Raw genomic sequence first — 17,353 nt, 5'->3', positions numbered from 1 at the left:
TAAATAAAAAAGAGCCAGCCGGCTCTTTTTTATTTATGGCTCAATTTCTTGGTCAAGAAATCTCCCAAGAATTGGATTGCAAAGATGATCAAAATGATAATGATGGTTGCCAAAATGGTCACATCGTGATTGTAGCGGTTAAATCCATAAGCAATGGCTACGTTACCGATACCGCCAGCTCCAACCGCACCGGCCATAGCTGTTTCACCAACAAGTGAAATCAAGGTCACAGTCGTCACACGAATCAAATCTGGGAGGCCTTCTGATAGGTAAACACCTACGATATCCCAGAAGGTCGCTCCGCTAGCTTGAGCTGCCTCAATGACACCACCATCTAGCTCAGCCAATACCACCTGTACTTGACGGGCAAAGAAGGCAAAGACCGCAAAAGATAGGGGTACAATAGCCGCATTTGGCCCGATACTTGTCCCTACGATTAGGTGTGAGAAGGGTGACAAGACTGCCAAGAGAATGATAAATGGCACCGCACGGAAAATAGAGGTAATCTTATCCAAAATCCAGAAAACGACCTTATTTTCCAAGACACCACCTGGCGCAGTCAAGACAAGGAAAAGACCCGCCACTAGACCCAAGAACCCTCCGATGATGAAGGAAAGAACTGTCATATAGAGGGTTAGGTAGATGGCTGTTCCCCAGCCTGCCTGACCAGCCCAGCCCATCTTATAGACATTTGGCAAATAGGTTTGAATCAATGATTCCATCTTACTGTCCTCCCTTCAATACTTTTAGTTGTACGCCTGCTTGACGAATGGCATCTTGAGCACCTGCCAACGCTGCTTTTTCACCTGACAAGACCACAACCAATTCTCCAACAGGAGTACCATCGAGGATTTCAATATTTCCATAGAGGATATTAGCCGTTACTTGATAATGCTTGTACAATTCATTCAAAAGTGGCTCGTCTGTTGAAGCACCTGCATACTTGAGTTGCACCAAAAGGCTATTTTCAGACAGATGTTGCACGATTTCTTGCTTCTCAATTTTGACCATGGCTTCGTCAATACCAGTGGCTGTTGAGATAAAGTCTTGCGTCAAAGGTTGTTTAGGATTTGAGAAAATTTCAAGAACGCTACCCTCTTCAATCAAATGCCCATCCTGCATCACTGCCACACGGTTGGCAATGTCTTTGACAATCTGCATTTCATGCGTAATCAAGACAACAGTCAAGCCTAATTTTTGGTTCAAATCTTGCAACAAGGCCAAAATCTGCTTGGTTGTCTTAGGGTCAAGGGCAGAAGTTGACTCGTCTGAAATCAAGATTTTTGGATCATTAGCCAAGGCACGCGCAATGGCTACACGCTGTTTTTGCCCTCCAGATAGTTGTGAAGGGTAGTTTTCAGCACGGTCTGCCAAGCCAACCAAGTCCAGCAACTTGGCTACTTTAGCCTTCTTTTCTTCCTTACTGAGTCCAGAATGTTTAAGGGCAAAGGCTACATTCTCCTCTGCTGTCTTTTGGCTCATCAGGTTAAAATGCTGGAAAATCATCCCGATATCTTGACGTTTACGACGCAACTGCTCGGCCGTCAAGGTGACCTTGCCATCAAAAATCACATCGTCGTCAATGGTAATTTTCCCTGCAGATGGTTTTTGCAAGAGGTTAATCACCCGTACAAGGGTTGATTTCCCTGCTCCAGAATATCCAACGATTCCGTAGATATCCCCTTCTTGGATGTGAATTGTCACATCCTTGACCGCTGTGATGGTTCTCTTCTTTTGGTGAAAAGTCACATCGATCTGATCTAACTTGATAATATCTCTACTCATAGCTTCTAATCAGCTCCTCTACTAATTCAATATGGGTGTAATAATCGGCGATTCGCACATTTTCATCCCCACCGTGGTCTCGACTATTGGCATTTCCTAGACCGAAGGCCACCATTGGCACCTCTAGGGCATCAAAGACCGTATGCATAGGCCCTGTCCCAGCTGTAGTCGGCAAGACTGAAACGCCCTGTGGATAGAATTTCTTGGCCAACTCGATCACATTGAGAATGGCTGGTGCGCTCATATCGCTTCGATAGCTCATCTCTCCCAAGGTATAGTATAATTCTACCTTATCAAAGCCATTTTTGTCTAGCTGTTTCCGAATTTTTTCCAGAACATCATGCGGTTCTAGGCCAGGAACCAAACGAACCTCTAGCTTAGCACTAGCTTCTGCTGGTAAAATCGTTTTGACTCCTTGTCCTTGATAACCTGACTGAATCCCTTCGATATTAAGAGCTGGCTCAAAAAAGAAACGTTTTAGAAAGGCTACACGGTCCTCTTGTAAGAGAGGCAATTCCAAGCCATAAATCTGGCTGATTTCCCCAGGATTGCGTTGAGCATAGGCATCCACCAAGGCTAATTCTCGTTCATTCGGCTCTTGTACTTCTTCGTACAAACCTTCAACCAAGATACGGCCATCTGCGGCACGAAGGGACTGTAGGGCTTGAAGGAGGTACCAAGGAGCTGATTCCACAACTCCTCCATAACTAGAGTGGATATCCACATCCGCACTTTTTACCTTGGCATCAAAGGTCACAATCCCCTTATTTCCACCAGAAATTTCTAACTGCTCCAAGGCATTCTTGGTCCCTTGTTCCCAAACTAACAAATCTGCACCACGGAGTTTATCCGCATGCTTTTCTAGATACTTATCTAGGTCTGTTGAAGCCGATTCCTCCGCTCCCTCCATGATAAAACTGATATTAACAGGCAAATCATCATGGTGCTGCATGTATTTTCTCAAAGCACTCAAACGAGCTGTGATATGACCCTTATCATCGTCAACCCCACGCCCATACATGAAGCCATTGCGCACTGAAAGAGTAAAGGGATCCTCTGTCCAGATCTGATCCCCATCCGCTGGCACAGTGTCATAGTGGTTATAGAAAATCAGAGTCTTAGCATCTGGACGCGAACTCTTGAAATGCGCCATGACAAAGGGAGCCGTATAAGTCTCATCAATCTCCACTTCAGCCCCAACACGTTTGAAAATCTCACCCAGATAGTTAGCAACTTCTTTGAGACCCACCTGTTGGGCAAAGACCGACTTCTTAGAAATCAAGGTACGCAAAACCTCAAAATAATGCTGGGCCACATGATCCTTTTCAAATTTTTCAATCTGTTCTTGTTCGCTAGGAAAAACCATATTCTCTCTACCTTTCTATGAACCTATAGTCTTCTTTACAATCCATGCTCTATACAAAAGCAAGAGGTGGAATTTTCTCTCCCACCTCCCTGTTTCTTATTACCAAACTGGTTGATCCAAACCGTCTGATGTTTCTTCGATAACTTTTTTCACGTCATCTGTGTGGTAAGCTGCGATCACTTTCTTGATAGCATCAGCCTTAGGTGATGTTTCCCAATCTTTTTTCGCAACGATGATGTTGTACCATTGTTTTGAATTTTCATCAGCTTGTTCTTTGAAAAGTGCTTTCTTGTAGTCCAATTTTGCTTCTGTAACGAAGGTATTGTTTACAACGGCAGCGTCAACTGATGACAATGAACGAGCTGTTTGGCTAGCATCCAATTCAGTAATTTTCAAGTTCTTTGGATTTTCTTTGATGTTAGCAACTGTTGCAAGAGCAGTTCCTGAAACGTCCAATTTAATCAAGCCAGCTGATTGAAGCAAGTAAAGCGCACGGCTTTCGTTTGTAGCATCGTTCGGTACAGCGATTTCTCCGTTTGCTGGGATGTCTTCTACTTTAGTGTACTTGTTGTCACTTCCATTCAAACCTGAGTAAAGACGGATTGGAGAGATGTAAGTATCTGCAATCGCTACAAGGTCTTTCCCGTTTTCTTTGTTCCAGTTGTTCAAGAAGTTATAGTGTTGGAAAGCGTTCAAATCTACTTCGCCATCAGCAGTTGCCTTGTTTGGTTGTGAGTAGTCTGTGAACTCCGTAAATTCCAAAGTGATACCGTCTTTTTTAACCAATTCTTGGATTTTGTCCCAACGTTTTTCTTCAGAACCGCTACGGTTAACAGTTGCGATTTTGATAGTTGTTGCATTGTCTGCTTTCTTTTCTGAGTTTCCGCAAGCTGCAAGAGCCAAACCTGCGACTGTAGCAAGGGCTGCTACACCAAGCCATTTTTTAATTTTCATGATTCTTTCTCCTTAAAAATAATACCGTACTAGTATCTCACAATTTGTTTGATTTCACAAATTGTTATTATGTAGTCAGATATATAGTTTAAAACTATATCCCTAAAAACCGAGAAATCACCCACCTGATTCAGAATGGATGATTTCAAAAAATTATTTAATATCAGCTTCTGCTGGTAGATAAGTGTCTCCGAAGAATTGTTTAGACAATTTTTCAAGGGTTCCGTCTTTGTAGAGTTCTTGGATACGTTTGTCTACAAATGTTTTCAACTCATCTTGACCTTTAGCAAGAAGTGGGTAAACATAAGGTTGTTGGTCGCTTGGAAGTTCGATCACTTTCAAGTTGTCCAAACCTTGGTCCTTGATGACTGTTTCAACACCGATTTTATCAAAAATCTTGTAGTCAAACTGGCCATCGCTCAAGCGTCCCATGATTTGTTGGAAGTCTGCTTTAGTATACTTTAGGACAGTTGGATTATCTGAATGTTGTTTGTTGTAGTCTTCTAGCTGTTTAGCAGATGTTGTCCCTTGAACAACTTCTGTTGATTTTCCACCGATATCATCAAGCGATTTGATGCTAGGGTCATCTTTTTTCACTACAAGAACGTTAGGGTTTTTAGCAGTTGGAGCTGCATAAAGGTATTTTTCAGCACGTTCTTTAGTGTAGCTGATGTTGCTAACAGCCATATTGTAACGGTCGGCATCAAGTCCTGCAAAGACTCCTGACCACTCTGTCTTCTCAAACTTGACATCATACTTGTCAGAGTCTTTAAAGATAGCGCGAACCACTTCAATTTCGTAACCAGTCAATTCGCCATTTTCTTCATAGTTGAATGGTTTTGGTGTAGCATTAGTTGCAACGATAATTTCTTTCTTGCTAGCTGCTTCTCCTTCTTTCTTAGCACCACCTGAGCAAGCTGCTAACACACCTGCAGCAACAAGCCCTAGGGCAGCAAGAGATGAGTATTTAACGATTTTTTTCATGTCATTTCCTCCAAAATAGAATACCTTATAATCTTAACAGAAAAAGACCATTTACGCCATTATATGATATCTATCTCTGTGATAGGTTTTCTTTATGGCTAATTTATACTCAATGAAAATCAAAGAGCAAACTAGAAAGCTAGCCGCAAGCTGTACTTGAGTACGGTAAGGCGACGCTGACGTGGTTTGAATTTGATTTTCGAAGAGTATTAAAAGACCAAACGCAAGACTGCAATTAAGACCACTCCAAAGAGAACTGTTCCGACTAGATTGCGATAACGAAAGGCTACCCAAGCTGTTGGAAAGACGGCTAAGAAATCCAGCCATTTGATTTGAGGAAGGCTCCCAACCTTACCTGTTACTACGCTTGAAAGAATCAAGGCAAAGATAATAGAAACGGGCAAGAACTTCAAAAAACGCTCAACGATTGCAGGCAAACCCTTATACTTGACCAAGATGAAGGGAATCATACGGGGAATCCACGTAACCAAGCCAGAGAAAATAACTGCTAATAAAAGATACTTACTGACCATCTAAAACCACCCCCATTGTACAACCAAGTAGCGTCGCAAACAGAACAGCTAATGACTGAGACACCACTGCCAAGAGTAAAAAGAAGGACACCGCAACAACTGCTAGAATAATAAGCAGATTGCGGACAGGAATCCGTCTTTGCATAATCTGGAATTGCGAAGCAAAAATTCCAATGAACATCCCAACCAGGGCAAAATCCAAGCCAAAGATTTCTGGATTTGGCAGCAGACCACCCAGAGCCGTTCCGACAACTGTCCCCACAAACCAAGCCACATAGCTGTTGAGATTGTTTCCGTGCATCCACATAGGATTGACCTTGTCTGTATGGGCCAATTCGCCCATCAAAACACCATAAGTCTCATCTGTCAAGAGGCTAGACATACCGATATTTTGCCAGAGACTGGTATGACGGAAATAGGTTGATGCGTGCAAGCTCAACAAAAAGAGACGCAAATTGATCAAAAAGACCGTCATAGCAATAGCTGCCACAGGAGCTTGAACCGCAATCAAGGCCAACATGGCAAACTGGGCGCTCCCAGCATAAACAAAGAGGCTCATCAAGCCCATCTCCACAGGTGTCACATAAGGCGCACCAATAATCCCACAGGCCAGCCCGATACTGATATAACCAAGGGCTGTTGGCATGGCTGCCTGCGCCCCCTCCCAAAATCCTTTTTCTTTCATCTTTCTCCTCATATCGTCTTAATAAATGGGCTGAATCAGTTCCAGCCACAGCATGGACTATTATAACACATTCAGGAAAGAGAAAAGGCTCTATAATATTTGTAGTGGGTAAATCTCCTATAAATATTATGGAGCCTATTTTTGTGTAGAAAAAAAGTCCCATATGACCTATAATGAAAAGCGACGAAACAACTCATTAGAAAGATTCATATGGAACCATTACATTTTATCATAAAACTGCTCGATATCAAAGACCCTAATGTCCAAATTATGGATGTTGTTAATAGAGATACCCACAAGGAAATCATCGCTAAACTGGATTATGAGGCCCCATCTTGTCCTGAATGTGGAAGTCAAATGAAGAAATATGACTTCCAAAAACCATCGAAAATTCCTTACCTTGAAACAACTGGTATGCCTACCAGAATCCTCCTTAAAAAGCGTCGTTTCAAGTGCTATCATTGCTCTAAAATGATGGTCTCACAGACCTCTCTCGTCGAGAAAAATCACCAAATTCCTCGTATTATCAACCAAAAAATTGCGCAAAAATTGATTGAAAAAACTTCTATGACCGATATCGCTCATCAACTGGCTATTTCAACTTCAACTGTCATTCGCAAGCTTAATGACTTCCGTTTTAAGCATGATTTTTCTCGTCTTCCAGAGATTATGTCTTGGGACGAGTATGCCTTTACCAAGGGAAAGATGAGTTTCATTGCACAAGATTTTGATAATCTTAACATCATCACTGTTCTTGAAGGCAGAACACAGGCTATCATACGAAATCACTTTCTGCGCTACGAGCGAGCTGTTCGTTGTCAGGTGAAAATCATTACGATGGATATGTTTAGTCCCTACTATGCCTTAGCTAAACAGCTTTTCCCATGTGCTAAAATCGTTCTCGACCGCTTTCACATTGTCCAACATCTCAGCCGTGCTATGAGTCGTGTCCGTGTCCAAATCATGAATCAATTTGAGCGAAAATCTCATGAATACAAAGCCATCAAGCGCTACTGGAAGCTCATACAGCAGGATAGTCGTAAACTCAGTGATAAACGTTTTTATCGCCCTACTTTTCGCATGCACTTAACAAATAAAGAAATTCTAGACAAGCTTTTGAGCTATTCAGAAGACTTGAAACACCACTACAATCTCTATCAACTCTTGCTTTTTCACTTTCAGAACAAGGAACCTGTCAAATTCTTCGGACTTATTGAGGACAATCTAAAGCAGGTTCATCCTCTTTTTCAGACTGTCTTTAAAACCTTCCTCAAGGATAAAGAAAAGATTGTCAACGCCCTTCAACTACCCTATTCCAACGCCAAATTGGAAGCGACCAATAATCTCATCAAACTTATCAAGCGAAATGCCTTTGGTTTTCGGAACTTTGAAAACTTCAAAAAACGGATTTTTATCGCTCTGAATATCAAAAAAGAAAGGACGAAATGTGTCCTTTCTCGATCTTAGCTTTTCTTCAACCCACTACAGTTGACAAAGAGCCAGAGAAAAAAGTCTGCTGATTGTAATCAGACAGACTCCATTTTATTCTTATTTAATCTTGAAGAATTGAACAATTGCCACAATACCTTGATAAATAAAGACAAAGGCAATGGTGTAACTAATATAGAGACCGGTCATCAATGGGTATCCCATCATGATTAAACCTGCTACGATTCCTAAAATCCCCATCCAAACTAGAGGGGTACCTACCGATTTATCCGTCTTACGAACCTTGAAACCAACGATAGTTTTTGTAATACCATTTGTCAAGGCCCATAAAGAAATGATAAATGGTACAAATGTTACCATTTCAATAAAGCTACCTGAGAATAAGGTAAGAGCGAGGATGAGGGTAACAATTCCTCCAAATAAATTCCAGCCATGCTTTTCTTCTGATTTGAAGTATTGTACAATCTCAGAAATCCCTTGAACTGCAAATACAAGTGCAAACAAGAAAGTCATGGAAGCCAAGCTAATAAGAGGATGTGCAAACATATTAAAACCTGCAAAAACTGCAAAAATACCCGCAATTAGTAACAACCATTTCCAAATTTTCGACATTATTTTTCTCCTTTTTTAGAGGAATCTTCCTCTAGTATTCCATAAATCATCATATCCAAAACCTGTGATAATTGATGTTCATATCCTGAAACCAAGTCAGGCAAACTGCTATCTGACGAAACAGTTAAATAATAGGAACGAAACATATCCTGAATCAATCGCAGATAGTCCATAGCTCGTTTCTCATCAATATGCTCTTTCAGTTTGGATTCTGATATAAGTTTTTGACAAACTTGTTCATTCAAGTCCAAAAAGATAGCTTTCTGTGGTGCAATGTCTGCTTCCAATTCTTCTGGTGTCGCAATCATTGCCTCAAAGAAAATGTGGCTATGTTCTGGGTATTGCTGATAAAATTGGTGACGTCTTTCCATATAATCAGCTAAGGAGGGCACTTGACCTTCCACCCCCAGAAACACTGCCAAAGCTTTCTCAAAACTCTCCTGAAAACAAGTTAGATAGAGGTCTGATTCCCCTGAAAAATTATGATACAAAACTCCTTTGGAAATACCATCCACTTTACAAAGTTCATTGATGACAAAACCTTGATAGCCTTTTGTAGCAAATTCAAACAAAGCAGCGGTAATGATTTTCTCTCTTCGTAGTCTTGTTTTTTCTTCTTTTCTCATGTATTTATCTCTACATTTTTTAATTATAAACCGATTGGTCTGAAATGTCAAGCAACTTTCTCAAAAATTTAACAGTCTGCTGATTGTAGCCATCATAAACAGACTGGAATCCAGTCTCAAACATATAATATACACATTCTTCGCTAAATGTTTTCACGGATATTCAAGAGTATGATAAAGGCAGCTAGAAGAAATAGCAATAAAACAAAGCTAACTGCCAGAGTTCCAAAGCTAGTAGCAATGGTTACCAAAGCTATTGTAAATAAGCTAGGTAAAACAACTGTAATGGCACCGATAGAGGATTGAACTGCTCCCATTGACTCCTCAGGTATTTGTTTAAAAATGAGTTCCTGTAATCGAGGAGAGAGGATACCTGCGAAAAAGGCATCCAAGGCACTAAAGATAAGAATCCAGTCAAAACGAACTGCCACAAAGCCAACTAAAAGGAGTAATTGGATAATAAGCGAGGCATATAGGGCTAGTTTTATGGAGATTGTATTCTTCAGATAGCCACTCACAAGGCTTCCGACAATAAGGGCTGACAATTCAAGGGTGGATAACAAGGCAAGAGATTGACCTGTTTGTAAATTCAAAAAGGGCTGATTCCTCAAAAACAGAGTAGAAACAGGAACTGTAACATTTATCACTGCTTGACTAATAGAGATAATAAACAAAACCAAGAGCACCTTATTCATATTCCATATCAATTTTGATGATTGGAGCAGATGCTGGCAAAAGGATTTTACAGAGAGTCCTTCTTGATAGCTAATCGTTTTTTCTACTTTCAAGAGGTCTGTTTTTATGAAAAGAATACCTAAAAATGCGATTAAAAAGGTCAGAGCATTCAGTAAGGAAATAGACTGGATAGATAGAATACCTAGTAAGACTCCTCCTAGAATATTACTGATTGTTTTCACTAAACTAACAGTTGACTGTTTAAATCCAATAGCTTCTGCCAGATGGTCTTGCCCAATAATTCTAATGAAAATCGGAGTGAGCATGGCGCCTGAAAAATAACTCAATGTGTCAGATAAGAGGTTAATCAGACAAATAAATGCTACTAATAACAAGGAAAAGGACTGCCCTGAAAGTGATAAAGAAACGATAGAGTAAAGCAAAAATTTTGCAAAACTAATCATTGTATATTTTAGGACACGATGATGTTGAAAATCCGCCAAAACTCCCAGAAAGATTTGCAGAACTTGAGGAAGGGTTTCTGAAATCGTGATCAGTAAAATCGCCAAAGGGGCAAAAGATGCATCTGCCACATAATTCAAAAAGGCCAGATAAAAAATCGTATCCCCAACCGTTGAAATCCACTGGTTGATGGTTAATTGCCTAAAATTTCTATTTTGAAGAAATACTTTCATCACAACTCCTTTTTAAATTCAAATGGGAAGCTTTCCCCAAGGATAGACTGCGATACTACTAACAACCAAAATTACAGTAACATCAAAATCTGACCAATGCCATTGTAGACTATATGCAGCCCAATAGGCCAATAAATAGACTTTGTCACTCTAAACAAGACTGCAAATATGAGACCACCACCCATATATACAAAAAAGTCTGTTAAGACCCAACCATGGCCACTAATGTGTAAGATTCCAAATAATATAGCTGAGCCAAGCACATCTAGTCCCCACTTCTTTCCTTTTTCCAGAGCTGTCATCACTAATCCACGATAAATCATCTCTTCAAAAATGGGACCTGCAATCACAGGATAGAAAAAATACATCAAAAATGCTGTAGCTCCTGTAAAAGTAGGAACATCCAGTTGATAAGAAATTGCATTTTTGGTAGGCGGAAAAAGAAAAAAGGTGACGAAATTCCAAACAACAAAAGCAAGAAGAGCTAGGAAGGAATAGAAAAGATAGGAACCTTTAAATTTTCTACTGTTAATTTTCTGCCATTTCCCTGACCAAACCATAACAATAAAAGCAAGCAGAACCACAAGAAAATTTAACAGCATATCCGACAAATAATAGGCAAAGTCGGATAAACCAGCAGCAAGATCGCTATGTAAAAGCAAACGAATGAAGAACTGGTCAGCAACAACTAGTAGAATAGCTATAATAAAGTAGTAGCGTGAGATTATCTTTTTCATCCTATTTTCTCCTATATTACGAAATAAAGAAAGCCCTAACCCAAACAAAGGCAAGGGCTTTAAATATCAACGACGACGATTAACAGTGGAAGAATCATGGTTAAAATTTTTCTCCCAGAAATTAGTGATTGACCAAGGTGTCCCGAACCCTCCCCATGCACCGCTTGGGATATTGCCAAGATACACAAGATCTCCTCCATAAACCTTCTCCAACTCAGCTTCTGTCAATTCCATTGTTTCTGCAAATTGTAAATTTAACATCTTTTACACTCCTTTAATTATCTTCATTTGTAAACCACTTCTGCGACCTAGGATTTGCTTCAAATGTTTTACAAGGACAGTATAACACGGAAATTGGCTTATTTTAGAAAATCGCATATTTGATATTTTTTCTTATAGAAATTTCAGATTTGCGATTTTGGTAGATTTGATTATTTCACTGGTATAATAAAGTTACTACTAACAAGGAGGGATATAATGATGAAGAAAAGAAAAATCCAACTGATACTCCTGCTTATTTCGGAGTGGGTGATTGTCTTCCCGTTTCTAATTAATCGATAAGTTCTTTGTATTGCTGAAAACGCAATTCGAAGAGGGCTAGCAATTGTGGATTTTCTAATACTTGCAGAGATTGGATAAAGTGTTCAATCTCTTTTTGATTGCTTCCTTTGGTTTGAAGAAAGACACTCATTTTCTTTAAAAATTGCCACGATACTTTCTCAAAAACATCGTACGGACGCAACATGCTCTCCAACTCAGTTTCAAAGATTGGGATGTATGAGAAAAGTTTTCGCTCCATGAGTTCTGATAAGATATTTAAGAGTCCTTGCTTCATATACAACCGATTATGTACCAACTCCTTAAATTCTTTAGACTTCTCAATTAAAGCGGTCGATAAAAATATCAAATCTTGATTGCTCAAGAAGGGCATGGTATTGCAAAAGAGATAGAGTTCAAACCAGGTCCAAGACTCAATAGCATAGAGATAGATAGTCAAAAACTCGCTATCTTCTTTTACTAATGGATAGTTCTTATTTAAGGAATGGAGTGCGTTTTTAATTACAATGGCATTCAAACGACGATAGGTCTCTGCCATCTGTTCTTGCTCGACTTCCTCCAACAGTTGCTCTAAACCAGCTATATCTTGGTGGGCAAAGCGATCCACAACCTTTCTACCAATCTGCATATGTAGGGATTCTTGATAATTGTTTAGCTTATGACCAAACTCATCAAAATTCATATTGATCCCTTGGATGGCTAGGATCAACTTATCCGCAGATAGCATAGACTGCCCTAGTTCAAACTTGGACAACTGAGAGGCTGTTAGACCAGCACAAGCCACATCTGACTGCTTGAGCTTTCTCGCCAAACGTAATTCCTTGTAAAATTCTCCCAACTCCATTCTCTCAATCATCTCACCACCTCCTATTTTTTATATAGTATATCATTATTCACAATTATTTGTCAAAATATTCTGACATTTAAGAGAGCAAAAAAGCCAGCCCTAAGCTGACTCTTTATTCCATGGTATCAAAAGCGAGACTTGGTTTGGCATTGAGGTCCAAGCTTGCAAAGTTTTCTTTGTTCCATTCGCTGACGCTGGCATAGGCAATCATACCTGCATTGTCTCCGCAGAGGCGCAGAGGTGGAATGATGACCTTGACATCTGCGATTTCGGTTGCTAGGCGTTCTCTGAGACCTTTATTGGCTGCCACACCACCTGCCACGACTAGAGTTTTAACAGGGTATTTCTCCAAAGCCTTCTTAGTTTTTGCCATGAGAATGTCCATAACTGCCGCTTGGAAGGACGCACACAAATCCTCTGTGGACAAGCTTTCTCCCTTTTGCTCGGCATTGTGGTGAAGATTGATAAAGGCAGACTTCAAACCAGAGAATGAAAACTCCAGATTATCTTCCTTAATCATGGCACGAGGAAAATCATAAATATCCTGACCTTTATGAGCAAGCTCGTCAATCTCACGACCGGCAGGATAGGTCAAGCCCATGACACGGCCGACCTTATCATAAGCCTCGCCAACTGCATCATCACGCGTTTCCCCAACAATCTTGTAATCACCAGCCTCGGAAACATAGACCAACTCTGTGTGTCCACCGCTAACCAAGAGGGCTAGCAAGGGAAACTCCAAAGGCTCTACACTCTGAGCGGCCATGAGGTGACCAGCCATGTGGTTAACAGGAATCAGCGGAAGTCCATGAGCCCAAGCAAAGGCCTTAGCAGCTGACAAACCGACTAGCAAGGCTCCGACCAAGCCCGGTCCATAGGTAACCGCCACAGATGTCACGTCCTCTTCCGTAATCCCTGCTTCCGCCAACGCCTCCTCGATGCAGGCTGTAATGACCTCGACATGGTGACGACTGGCTACTTCAGGCACTACGCCCCCAAAACGTTTGTGACTCTCAATTTGACTAGCAATGACATTGGACAAGAGCTCATCGTCGTTTTTCAAGACGGCGACACTGGTCTCATCACAGGATGTCTCAAATGCTAAAATATATCTATCCTTCATCTATTTCTCTCTTCATGATAATGGCGTCCTCGACTGGGTCATGGTAGTAGGCCTTTCGCTCAGCGATGACTGCCATTTTTTCTTTCTTGTAAAATGCTTGCGCTCGATGATTTGACTTTCTGACTTCGAGGAAAATTTCCTTATCTGCCGGTAATTGAGCAAACAAGGCTGACGCAATTCCCTGACCCTGATAGATTTGTTTGACAGCGATTTGCAGGACTTCTGCCTCAAAAAGATTCTCCTGCACAGCTAGAAAGCCAATCACTTCTGCCCCATCATAAGCCAGAGCATACCAAGTCTGATCTTGGGACAGGTCTGCTTGAATTTGTTCCAGCGTCCACGGGCTGACTGGGTAAACATCCGCCATGATAGCATAGATTTCTTGAGCCAAGTCAGACTGCTGTTGAGTTCGTTTGATTTCTATCATAAGCGTTTAATGTAGGATTCGCCAGACTCCGTATGGTTCTTGAGCCAGTTTTCCTCAGCCTCAACACGTTTGAGGTAGTTCGGCACAAAATCATGCAAGGAGTCTGCTTCCTTATCCCAAGCCCAAAGAGCAAGATTGGCTGCATTTGGCAAGGTTTCTTTGAAATTAGTCCTTGACAAGTGTTCTTGAATCTGCTCCACAAAGGGGCCAACTTCTCCGACAAAGGTAACCTGACTAGCCCCCTTGATTAACTCAATCACTCGCTCAAAGGGCAGGTGCGCTTCTGGCATGACAGGCTGGGCATTTTCATAAAACCCTGCATACACATTGTTGCGACGCGCATCCATCAAAGGAATAAACAAGCCTTCTTGCTGGTATGGCACCAGAGCCAAGAGGCTAGACATACCAACCAACTCGATGTTCAGAGTATGAGCAAGCGTCTTGGCAGTTGCTACCGCAATTCGCAATCCTGTGTAGCTACCAGGCCCTTCAGCTACCACGATTCGGTCCAAATCCTTGGGTGTCCAATCCAGACTTTCCATCAGAAAATCAATGGCAGGCATGAGGGTAATACTGTGATTTTTCTTGATATTAATCGTCGTCTCGGCAAGAACCCGCTTGTCCTCTAAAATAGCGAGAGAAAGAGCCTTGCTGGACGTATCAAAAGCTAATACTTTCATAACACATTCCTATCTTTTTGTCTGCTTACTATTATACTACAAAAGCTGGCACATGGGAATTTTCTTTGCCCCCAAACAAAAAGCCCCAGCATGAGCAGGGCATCTAAGCATTTAATCCAAAGTAAAATACAAACCAAACGACATAGGTTACGAGGAGGAGAAAAAGCGAGTAGAGAGTCACAAAGGTAATTTTCCACAAAAACTTGGTTTGTCGTCGTTCCAGTTTGGCAAATAGAAGATTCCCTCCATAAACACAAGCAACAAAAACAATAAAAGCTACCAAGCGAGCTCCGATAGCAAAAGCAAATAAGTTATACATAGGGCAACCTCCTTGACTTAAAAACTATATGGAATTATGACAAACGATAAATTTCACTTCCATTATCAAGATAACATATTTTCTTTGTTTTTGCAAACGCTTACCTTTAGGTGCTTATATGACTTTCTCGTTTCCGTCTTTTACTAATTTTTCATTTTGTGGTATAATTGAAATAATTGTAACGAATCAAGGTCAATCTAGACACAAAATGGAATGAAATCAAGCAAATCTCTGCTAAAAGTTTGGAATAAGCTGACCTGTAAAATAGAAAGGAACTATATGATTTACAAAGTTTTTTATCAAGAAACAAAAGAACGTAGCCCACGCCGTGAAACAACACGCGCACTATACCTAGACATCGATGCTAACTCAGAACTTGAGGGCCGTATCGCTGCTCGCCAACTTGTCGAAGAAAATCGCCCAGAGTACAATATCGAGTATATCGAACTCTTGTCTGACAAATTGCTAGATTACGAAAAAGAAACTGGCGCCTTCGAAATTACGGAGTTCTAATATGGCCTACACTCTTAAACCTGAAGAAGTCGGCGTTTTTGCCATCGGTGGTCTGGGAGAAATCGGGAAAAATACATACGGAATTGAATACCAAGATGAGATTATCATCGTCGATGCTGGGATTAAATTCCCAGAAGATGACTTGCTGGGTATCGACTATGTCATTCCTGACTACTCCTACATCGTAGACAACATCGACCGCGTCAAGGCTGTCTTAATCACACACGGACACGAGGACCACATCGGTGGGATTCCTTTCCTACTCAAGCAAGCAAATGTCCCTATCTATGCTGGACCACTTGCCTTGGCTTTGATCCGTGGGAAACTCGAAGAACACGGCCTCTTGCGCAACGCCAAACTTTACGAAATCAACCACAACACTGAGTTGACCTTTAAAAATCTCAAGGCAACTTTCTTTAGAACGACTCACTCTATTCCAGAGCCTTTGGGGATTGTCATTCATACTCCTCAAGGGAAAATTGTCTGTACGGGTGACTTCAAGTTTGACTTAACACCAGTTGGTGAACCAGCAGATTTGCACCGTATGGCTGCGCTTGGTGAAGAAGGTGTACTCTGTCTCCTGTCTGACTCGACAAATGCAGAAATTCCAACCTTTACCAACTCTGAAAAAGTCGTTGGCCAGTCCATCATGAAGATTATCCAAGGCATTGAAGGACGTATCATCTTTGCATCCTTTGCCTCAAATATCTTCCGTCTCCAGCAAGCGACAGAAGCCGCTGTTAAGACTGGACGCAAGATTGCGGTCTTTGGTCGCTCTATGGAAAAAGCCATTGTCAACGGAATCGAGCTTGGTTACATCAAAGCTCCTAAGGGAACCTTTATCGAGCCAAATGAAATCAAAGACTACCCTGCAGGCGAGATTCTTATCCTCTGTACAGGTAGTCAAGGCGAGCCGATGGCAGCCCTCTCTCGTATCGCCAACGGAACCCACCGTCAGGTGCAACTCCAACCAGGTGATACGGTTATCTTCTCTTCTAGCCCAATCCCTGGAAACACTACTAGCGTCAACAAGCTGATTAACATCATTTCAGAAGCTGGTGTCGAAGTTATCCACGGTAAAGTGAACAATATCCATACATCTGGACACGGTGGTCAGCAAGAGCAAAAACTCATGCTCCGCTTGATTAAGCCAAAATACTTCATGCCTGTCCACGGTGAATACCGCATGCAAAAGGTCCACGCTGGACTAGCAGTAGATACTGGTGTTGAGAAGGACAATATCTTTATCATGAGCAATGGTGATGTGCTTGCCCTTACTGCTGACTCAGCTCGTATCGCAGGTCATTTCAACGCCCAAGATATCTATGTCGATGGAAATCGTATCGGTGAAATCGGCGCAGCTGTCCTCAAAGATCGTCGTGATCTATCTGAAGACGGTGTCGTTCTGGCAGTCGCAACTGTTGACTTCAAATCGCAGATGATTCTGTCTGGCCCAGACATCCTCAGCCGAGGCTTTGTCTACATGAGAGAGTCTGGCGACTTGATTCGCCAAAGCCAGCGCATCCTCTTCAATGCAATTCGTATCGCACTGAAAAATAAGGATGCTAGCGTGCAATCAGTCAATGGTGCCATTGTCAACGCTATTCGCCCCTTCCTTTATGAAAATACAGAACGTGAACCGATCATCATCCCGATGATCCTCACACCAGACGAAGAATAAAGCAAGAAAACAGCCCCGAAGACGGAGCTGTTTTTCTCTATGCTTTCTTTTGAGATTGAAACTCAATAAAAATCGAAATCAGACTAGAAGGCTAGGCGAAAGCA

Annotated in this window: 20 protein-coding genes; 3 read left to right on the top strand and 17 right to left on the bottom strand. The window is 41.4% G+C overall.

The features are described 5' to 3' along the window. Positions 1-29: 29 nt before the first annotated feature. The 7 genes from B7697_RS05370 to B7697_RS05340 form a co-directional block, all read right to left on the bottom strand. Positions 30-722, bottom strand: a complete 693-nt coding sequence (locus tag B7697_RS05370) for a methionine ABC transporter permease (RefSeq protein WP_000444647.1) — start codon at positions 720-722, stop codon at positions 30-32. Between the two features lies 1 nt (position 723). Then, entirely contained in the window at positions 724-1,785 is a 1,062-nt protein-coding gene (locus B7697_RS05365) for a methionine ABC transporter ATP-binding protein (protein WP_084950709.1), read from the bottom strand. After that, a complete protein-coding gene (locus B7697_RS05360) occupies positions 1,778-3,151 on the bottom strand; it encodes a M20 family metallopeptidase (RefSeq protein WP_049491224.1) in 1,374 nt (457 codons plus the stop codon). Before B7697_RS05360 ends, B7697_RS05365 begins: the two co-directional genes overlap by 8 nt. Before the next feature lie 99 nt (positions 3,152-3,250). Further along, positions 3,251-4,105: a MetQ/NlpA family ABC transporter substrate-binding protein gene (locus tag B7697_RS05355; RefSeq protein ID WP_000694523.1), complete on the bottom strand. Its 855-nt coding sequence runs from the start codon at positions 4,103-4,105 to the stop codon at positions 3,251-3,253. A 153-nt stretch (positions 4,106-4,258) separates the two neighbouring features. After that, on the bottom strand, positions 4,259-5,089 hold the full coding sequence (locus B7697_RS05350) for an amino acid ABC transporter substrate-binding protein (protein ID WP_004254995.1): 831 nt from the start codon (positions 5,087-5,089) through the stop codon (positions 4,259-4,261). Positions 5,090-5,298: 209 nt separating this feature from the next. Next, positions 5,299-5,622 (bottom strand): AzlD domain-containing protein, encoded by a 324-nt coding sequence (locus B7697_RS05345; protein WP_000253936.1) that lies wholly within the window; start codon positions 5,620-5,622, stop codon positions 5,299-5,301. Beyond that, positions 5,612-6,307: an AzlC family ABC transporter permease gene (locus B7697_RS05340; RefSeq protein WP_084950707.1), complete on the bottom strand. Its 696-nt coding sequence runs from the start codon at positions 6,305-6,307 to the stop codon at positions 5,612-5,614. The genes B7697_RS05345 and B7697_RS05340 overlap by 11 nt, the downstream gene beginning before the upstream one ends. A gap of 210 nt (positions 6,308-6,517) precedes the next feature. Here B7697_RS05340 and B7697_RS05335 point away from each other — a divergent pair, with 210 nt between their 5' ends. Beyond that, positions 6,518-7,774 carry an ISL3 family transposase gene (locus tag B7697_RS05335; protein ID WP_049501810.1) on the top strand — a complete coding sequence of 419 codons (1,257 nt, stop codon included), beginning with the start codon at positions 6,518-6,520 and terminating at the stop codon, positions 7,772-7,774. Positions 7,775-7,855: 81 nt separating this feature from the next. Here the strand turns inward: B7697_RS05335 and B7697_RS05330 are convergent, their stop codons facing one another. The 10 genes from B7697_RS05330 to B7697_RS05285 all read right to left on the bottom strand — a co-directional run bounded on the left by B7697_RS05330 (position 7,856) and on the right by B7697_RS05285 (position 15,055). Then, positions 7,856-8,368 carry an HdeD family acid-resistance protein gene (locus B7697_RS05330; protein WP_023948489.1) on the bottom strand — a complete coding sequence of 171 codons (513 nt, stop codon included), beginning with the start codon at positions 8,366-8,368 and terminating at the stop codon, positions 7,856-7,858. Beyond that, positions 8,368-8,994: a TetR/AcrR family transcriptional regulator gene (locus B7697_RS05325; RefSeq protein WP_084950705.1), complete on the bottom strand. Its 627-nt coding sequence runs from the start codon at positions 8,992-8,994 to the stop codon at positions 8,368-8,370. The genes B7697_RS05330 and B7697_RS05325 overlap by 1 nt, the downstream gene beginning before the upstream one ends. Positions 8,995-9,137: 143 nt before the next feature. Continuing rightward, complete coding sequence (locus tag B7697_RS05320; protein WP_004254988.1) at positions 9,138-10,364, bottom strand: MFS transporter; 1,227 nt, start codon at positions 10,362-10,364, stop codon at positions 9,138-9,140. Between the two features lie 71 nt (positions 10,365-10,435). Then, positions 10,436-11,101, bottom strand: a complete 666-nt coding sequence (locus B7697_RS05315; RefSeq protein ID WP_049486768.1) for a CPBP family intramembrane glutamic endopeptidase — start codon at positions 11,099-11,101, stop codon at positions 10,436-10,438. A gap of 66 nt (positions 11,102-11,167) precedes the next feature. After that, on the bottom strand, positions 11,168-11,362 hold the full coding sequence (locus B7697_RS05310; RefSeq protein WP_000933465.1) for a peptide pheromone VP1: 195 nt from the start codon (positions 11,360-11,362) through the stop codon (positions 11,168-11,170). A 289-nt stretch (positions 11,363-11,651) separates the two neighbouring features. After that, entirely contained in the window at positions 11,652-12,515 is an 864-nt protein-coding gene (locus tag B7697_RS05305) for an Rgg/GadR/MutR family transcriptional regulator (RefSeq protein WP_049543148.1), read from the bottom strand. 103 nt (positions 12,516-12,618) lie between these two features. Beyond that, a complete protein-coding gene (gene tsaD / locus B7697_RS05300) occupies positions 12,619-13,629 on the bottom strand; it encodes a tRNA (adenosine(37)-N6)-threonylcarbamoyltransferase complex transferase subunit TsaD (RefSeq protein WP_084950703.1) in 1,011 nt (336 codons plus the stop codon). Then, a complete protein-coding gene (gene rimI / locus B7697_RS05295; RefSeq protein WP_084950701.1) occupies positions 13,619-14,056 on the bottom strand; it encodes a ribosomal protein S18-alanine N-acetyltransferase in 438 nt (145 codons plus the stop codon). The genes tsaD and rimI overlap by 11 nt, the downstream gene beginning before the upstream one ends. Continuing rightward, on the bottom strand, positions 14,053-14,736 hold the full coding sequence (tsaB, locus tag B7697_RS05290) for a tRNA (adenosine(37)-N6)-threonylcarbamoyltransferase complex dimerization subunit type 1 TsaB (protein WP_084950699.1): 684 nt from the start codon (positions 14,734-14,736) through the stop codon (positions 14,053-14,055). The genes rimI and tsaB overlap by 4 nt, the downstream gene beginning before the upstream one ends. A gap of 103 nt (positions 14,737-14,839) precedes the next feature. Further along, positions 14,840-15,055 (bottom strand): hypothetical protein, encoded by a 216-nt coding sequence (locus tag B7697_RS05285; protein WP_023935522.1) that lies wholly within the window; start codon positions 15,053-15,055, stop codon positions 14,840-14,842. 279 nt (positions 15,056-15,334) lie between these two features. Here B7697_RS05285 and B7697_RS05280 point away from each other — a divergent pair, with 279 nt between their 5' ends. Next, the gene (locus tag B7697_RS05280; protein ID WP_000639571.1) at positions 15,335-15,568 is read left to right on the top strand and encodes a DNA-dependent RNA polymerase subunit epsilon; all 234 of its coding nucleotides are present in this window, start codon (positions 15,335-15,337) and stop codon (positions 15,566-15,568) included. A gap of 1 nt (position 15,569) precedes the next feature. After that, positions 15,570-17,249, top strand: coding sequence for a ribonuclease J1 (gene rnjA, locus B7697_RS05275; RefSeq protein ID WP_045612411.1), 1,680 nt, complete (start codon positions 15,570-15,572; stop codon positions 17,247-17,249). Positions 17,250-17,353: the final 104 nt, after the last annotated feature.

The sequence above is a fragment of the Streptococcus mitis genome (assembly GCF_002096895.1).
Classification (GTDB): domain Bacteria; phylum Bacillota; class Bacilli; order Lactobacillales; family Streptococcaceae; genus Streptococcus; species Streptococcus mitis_AH.
Note: the sequence above shows the minus strand (reverse complement) of the source record. Positions and strands in the feature narration are given on the sequence as shown.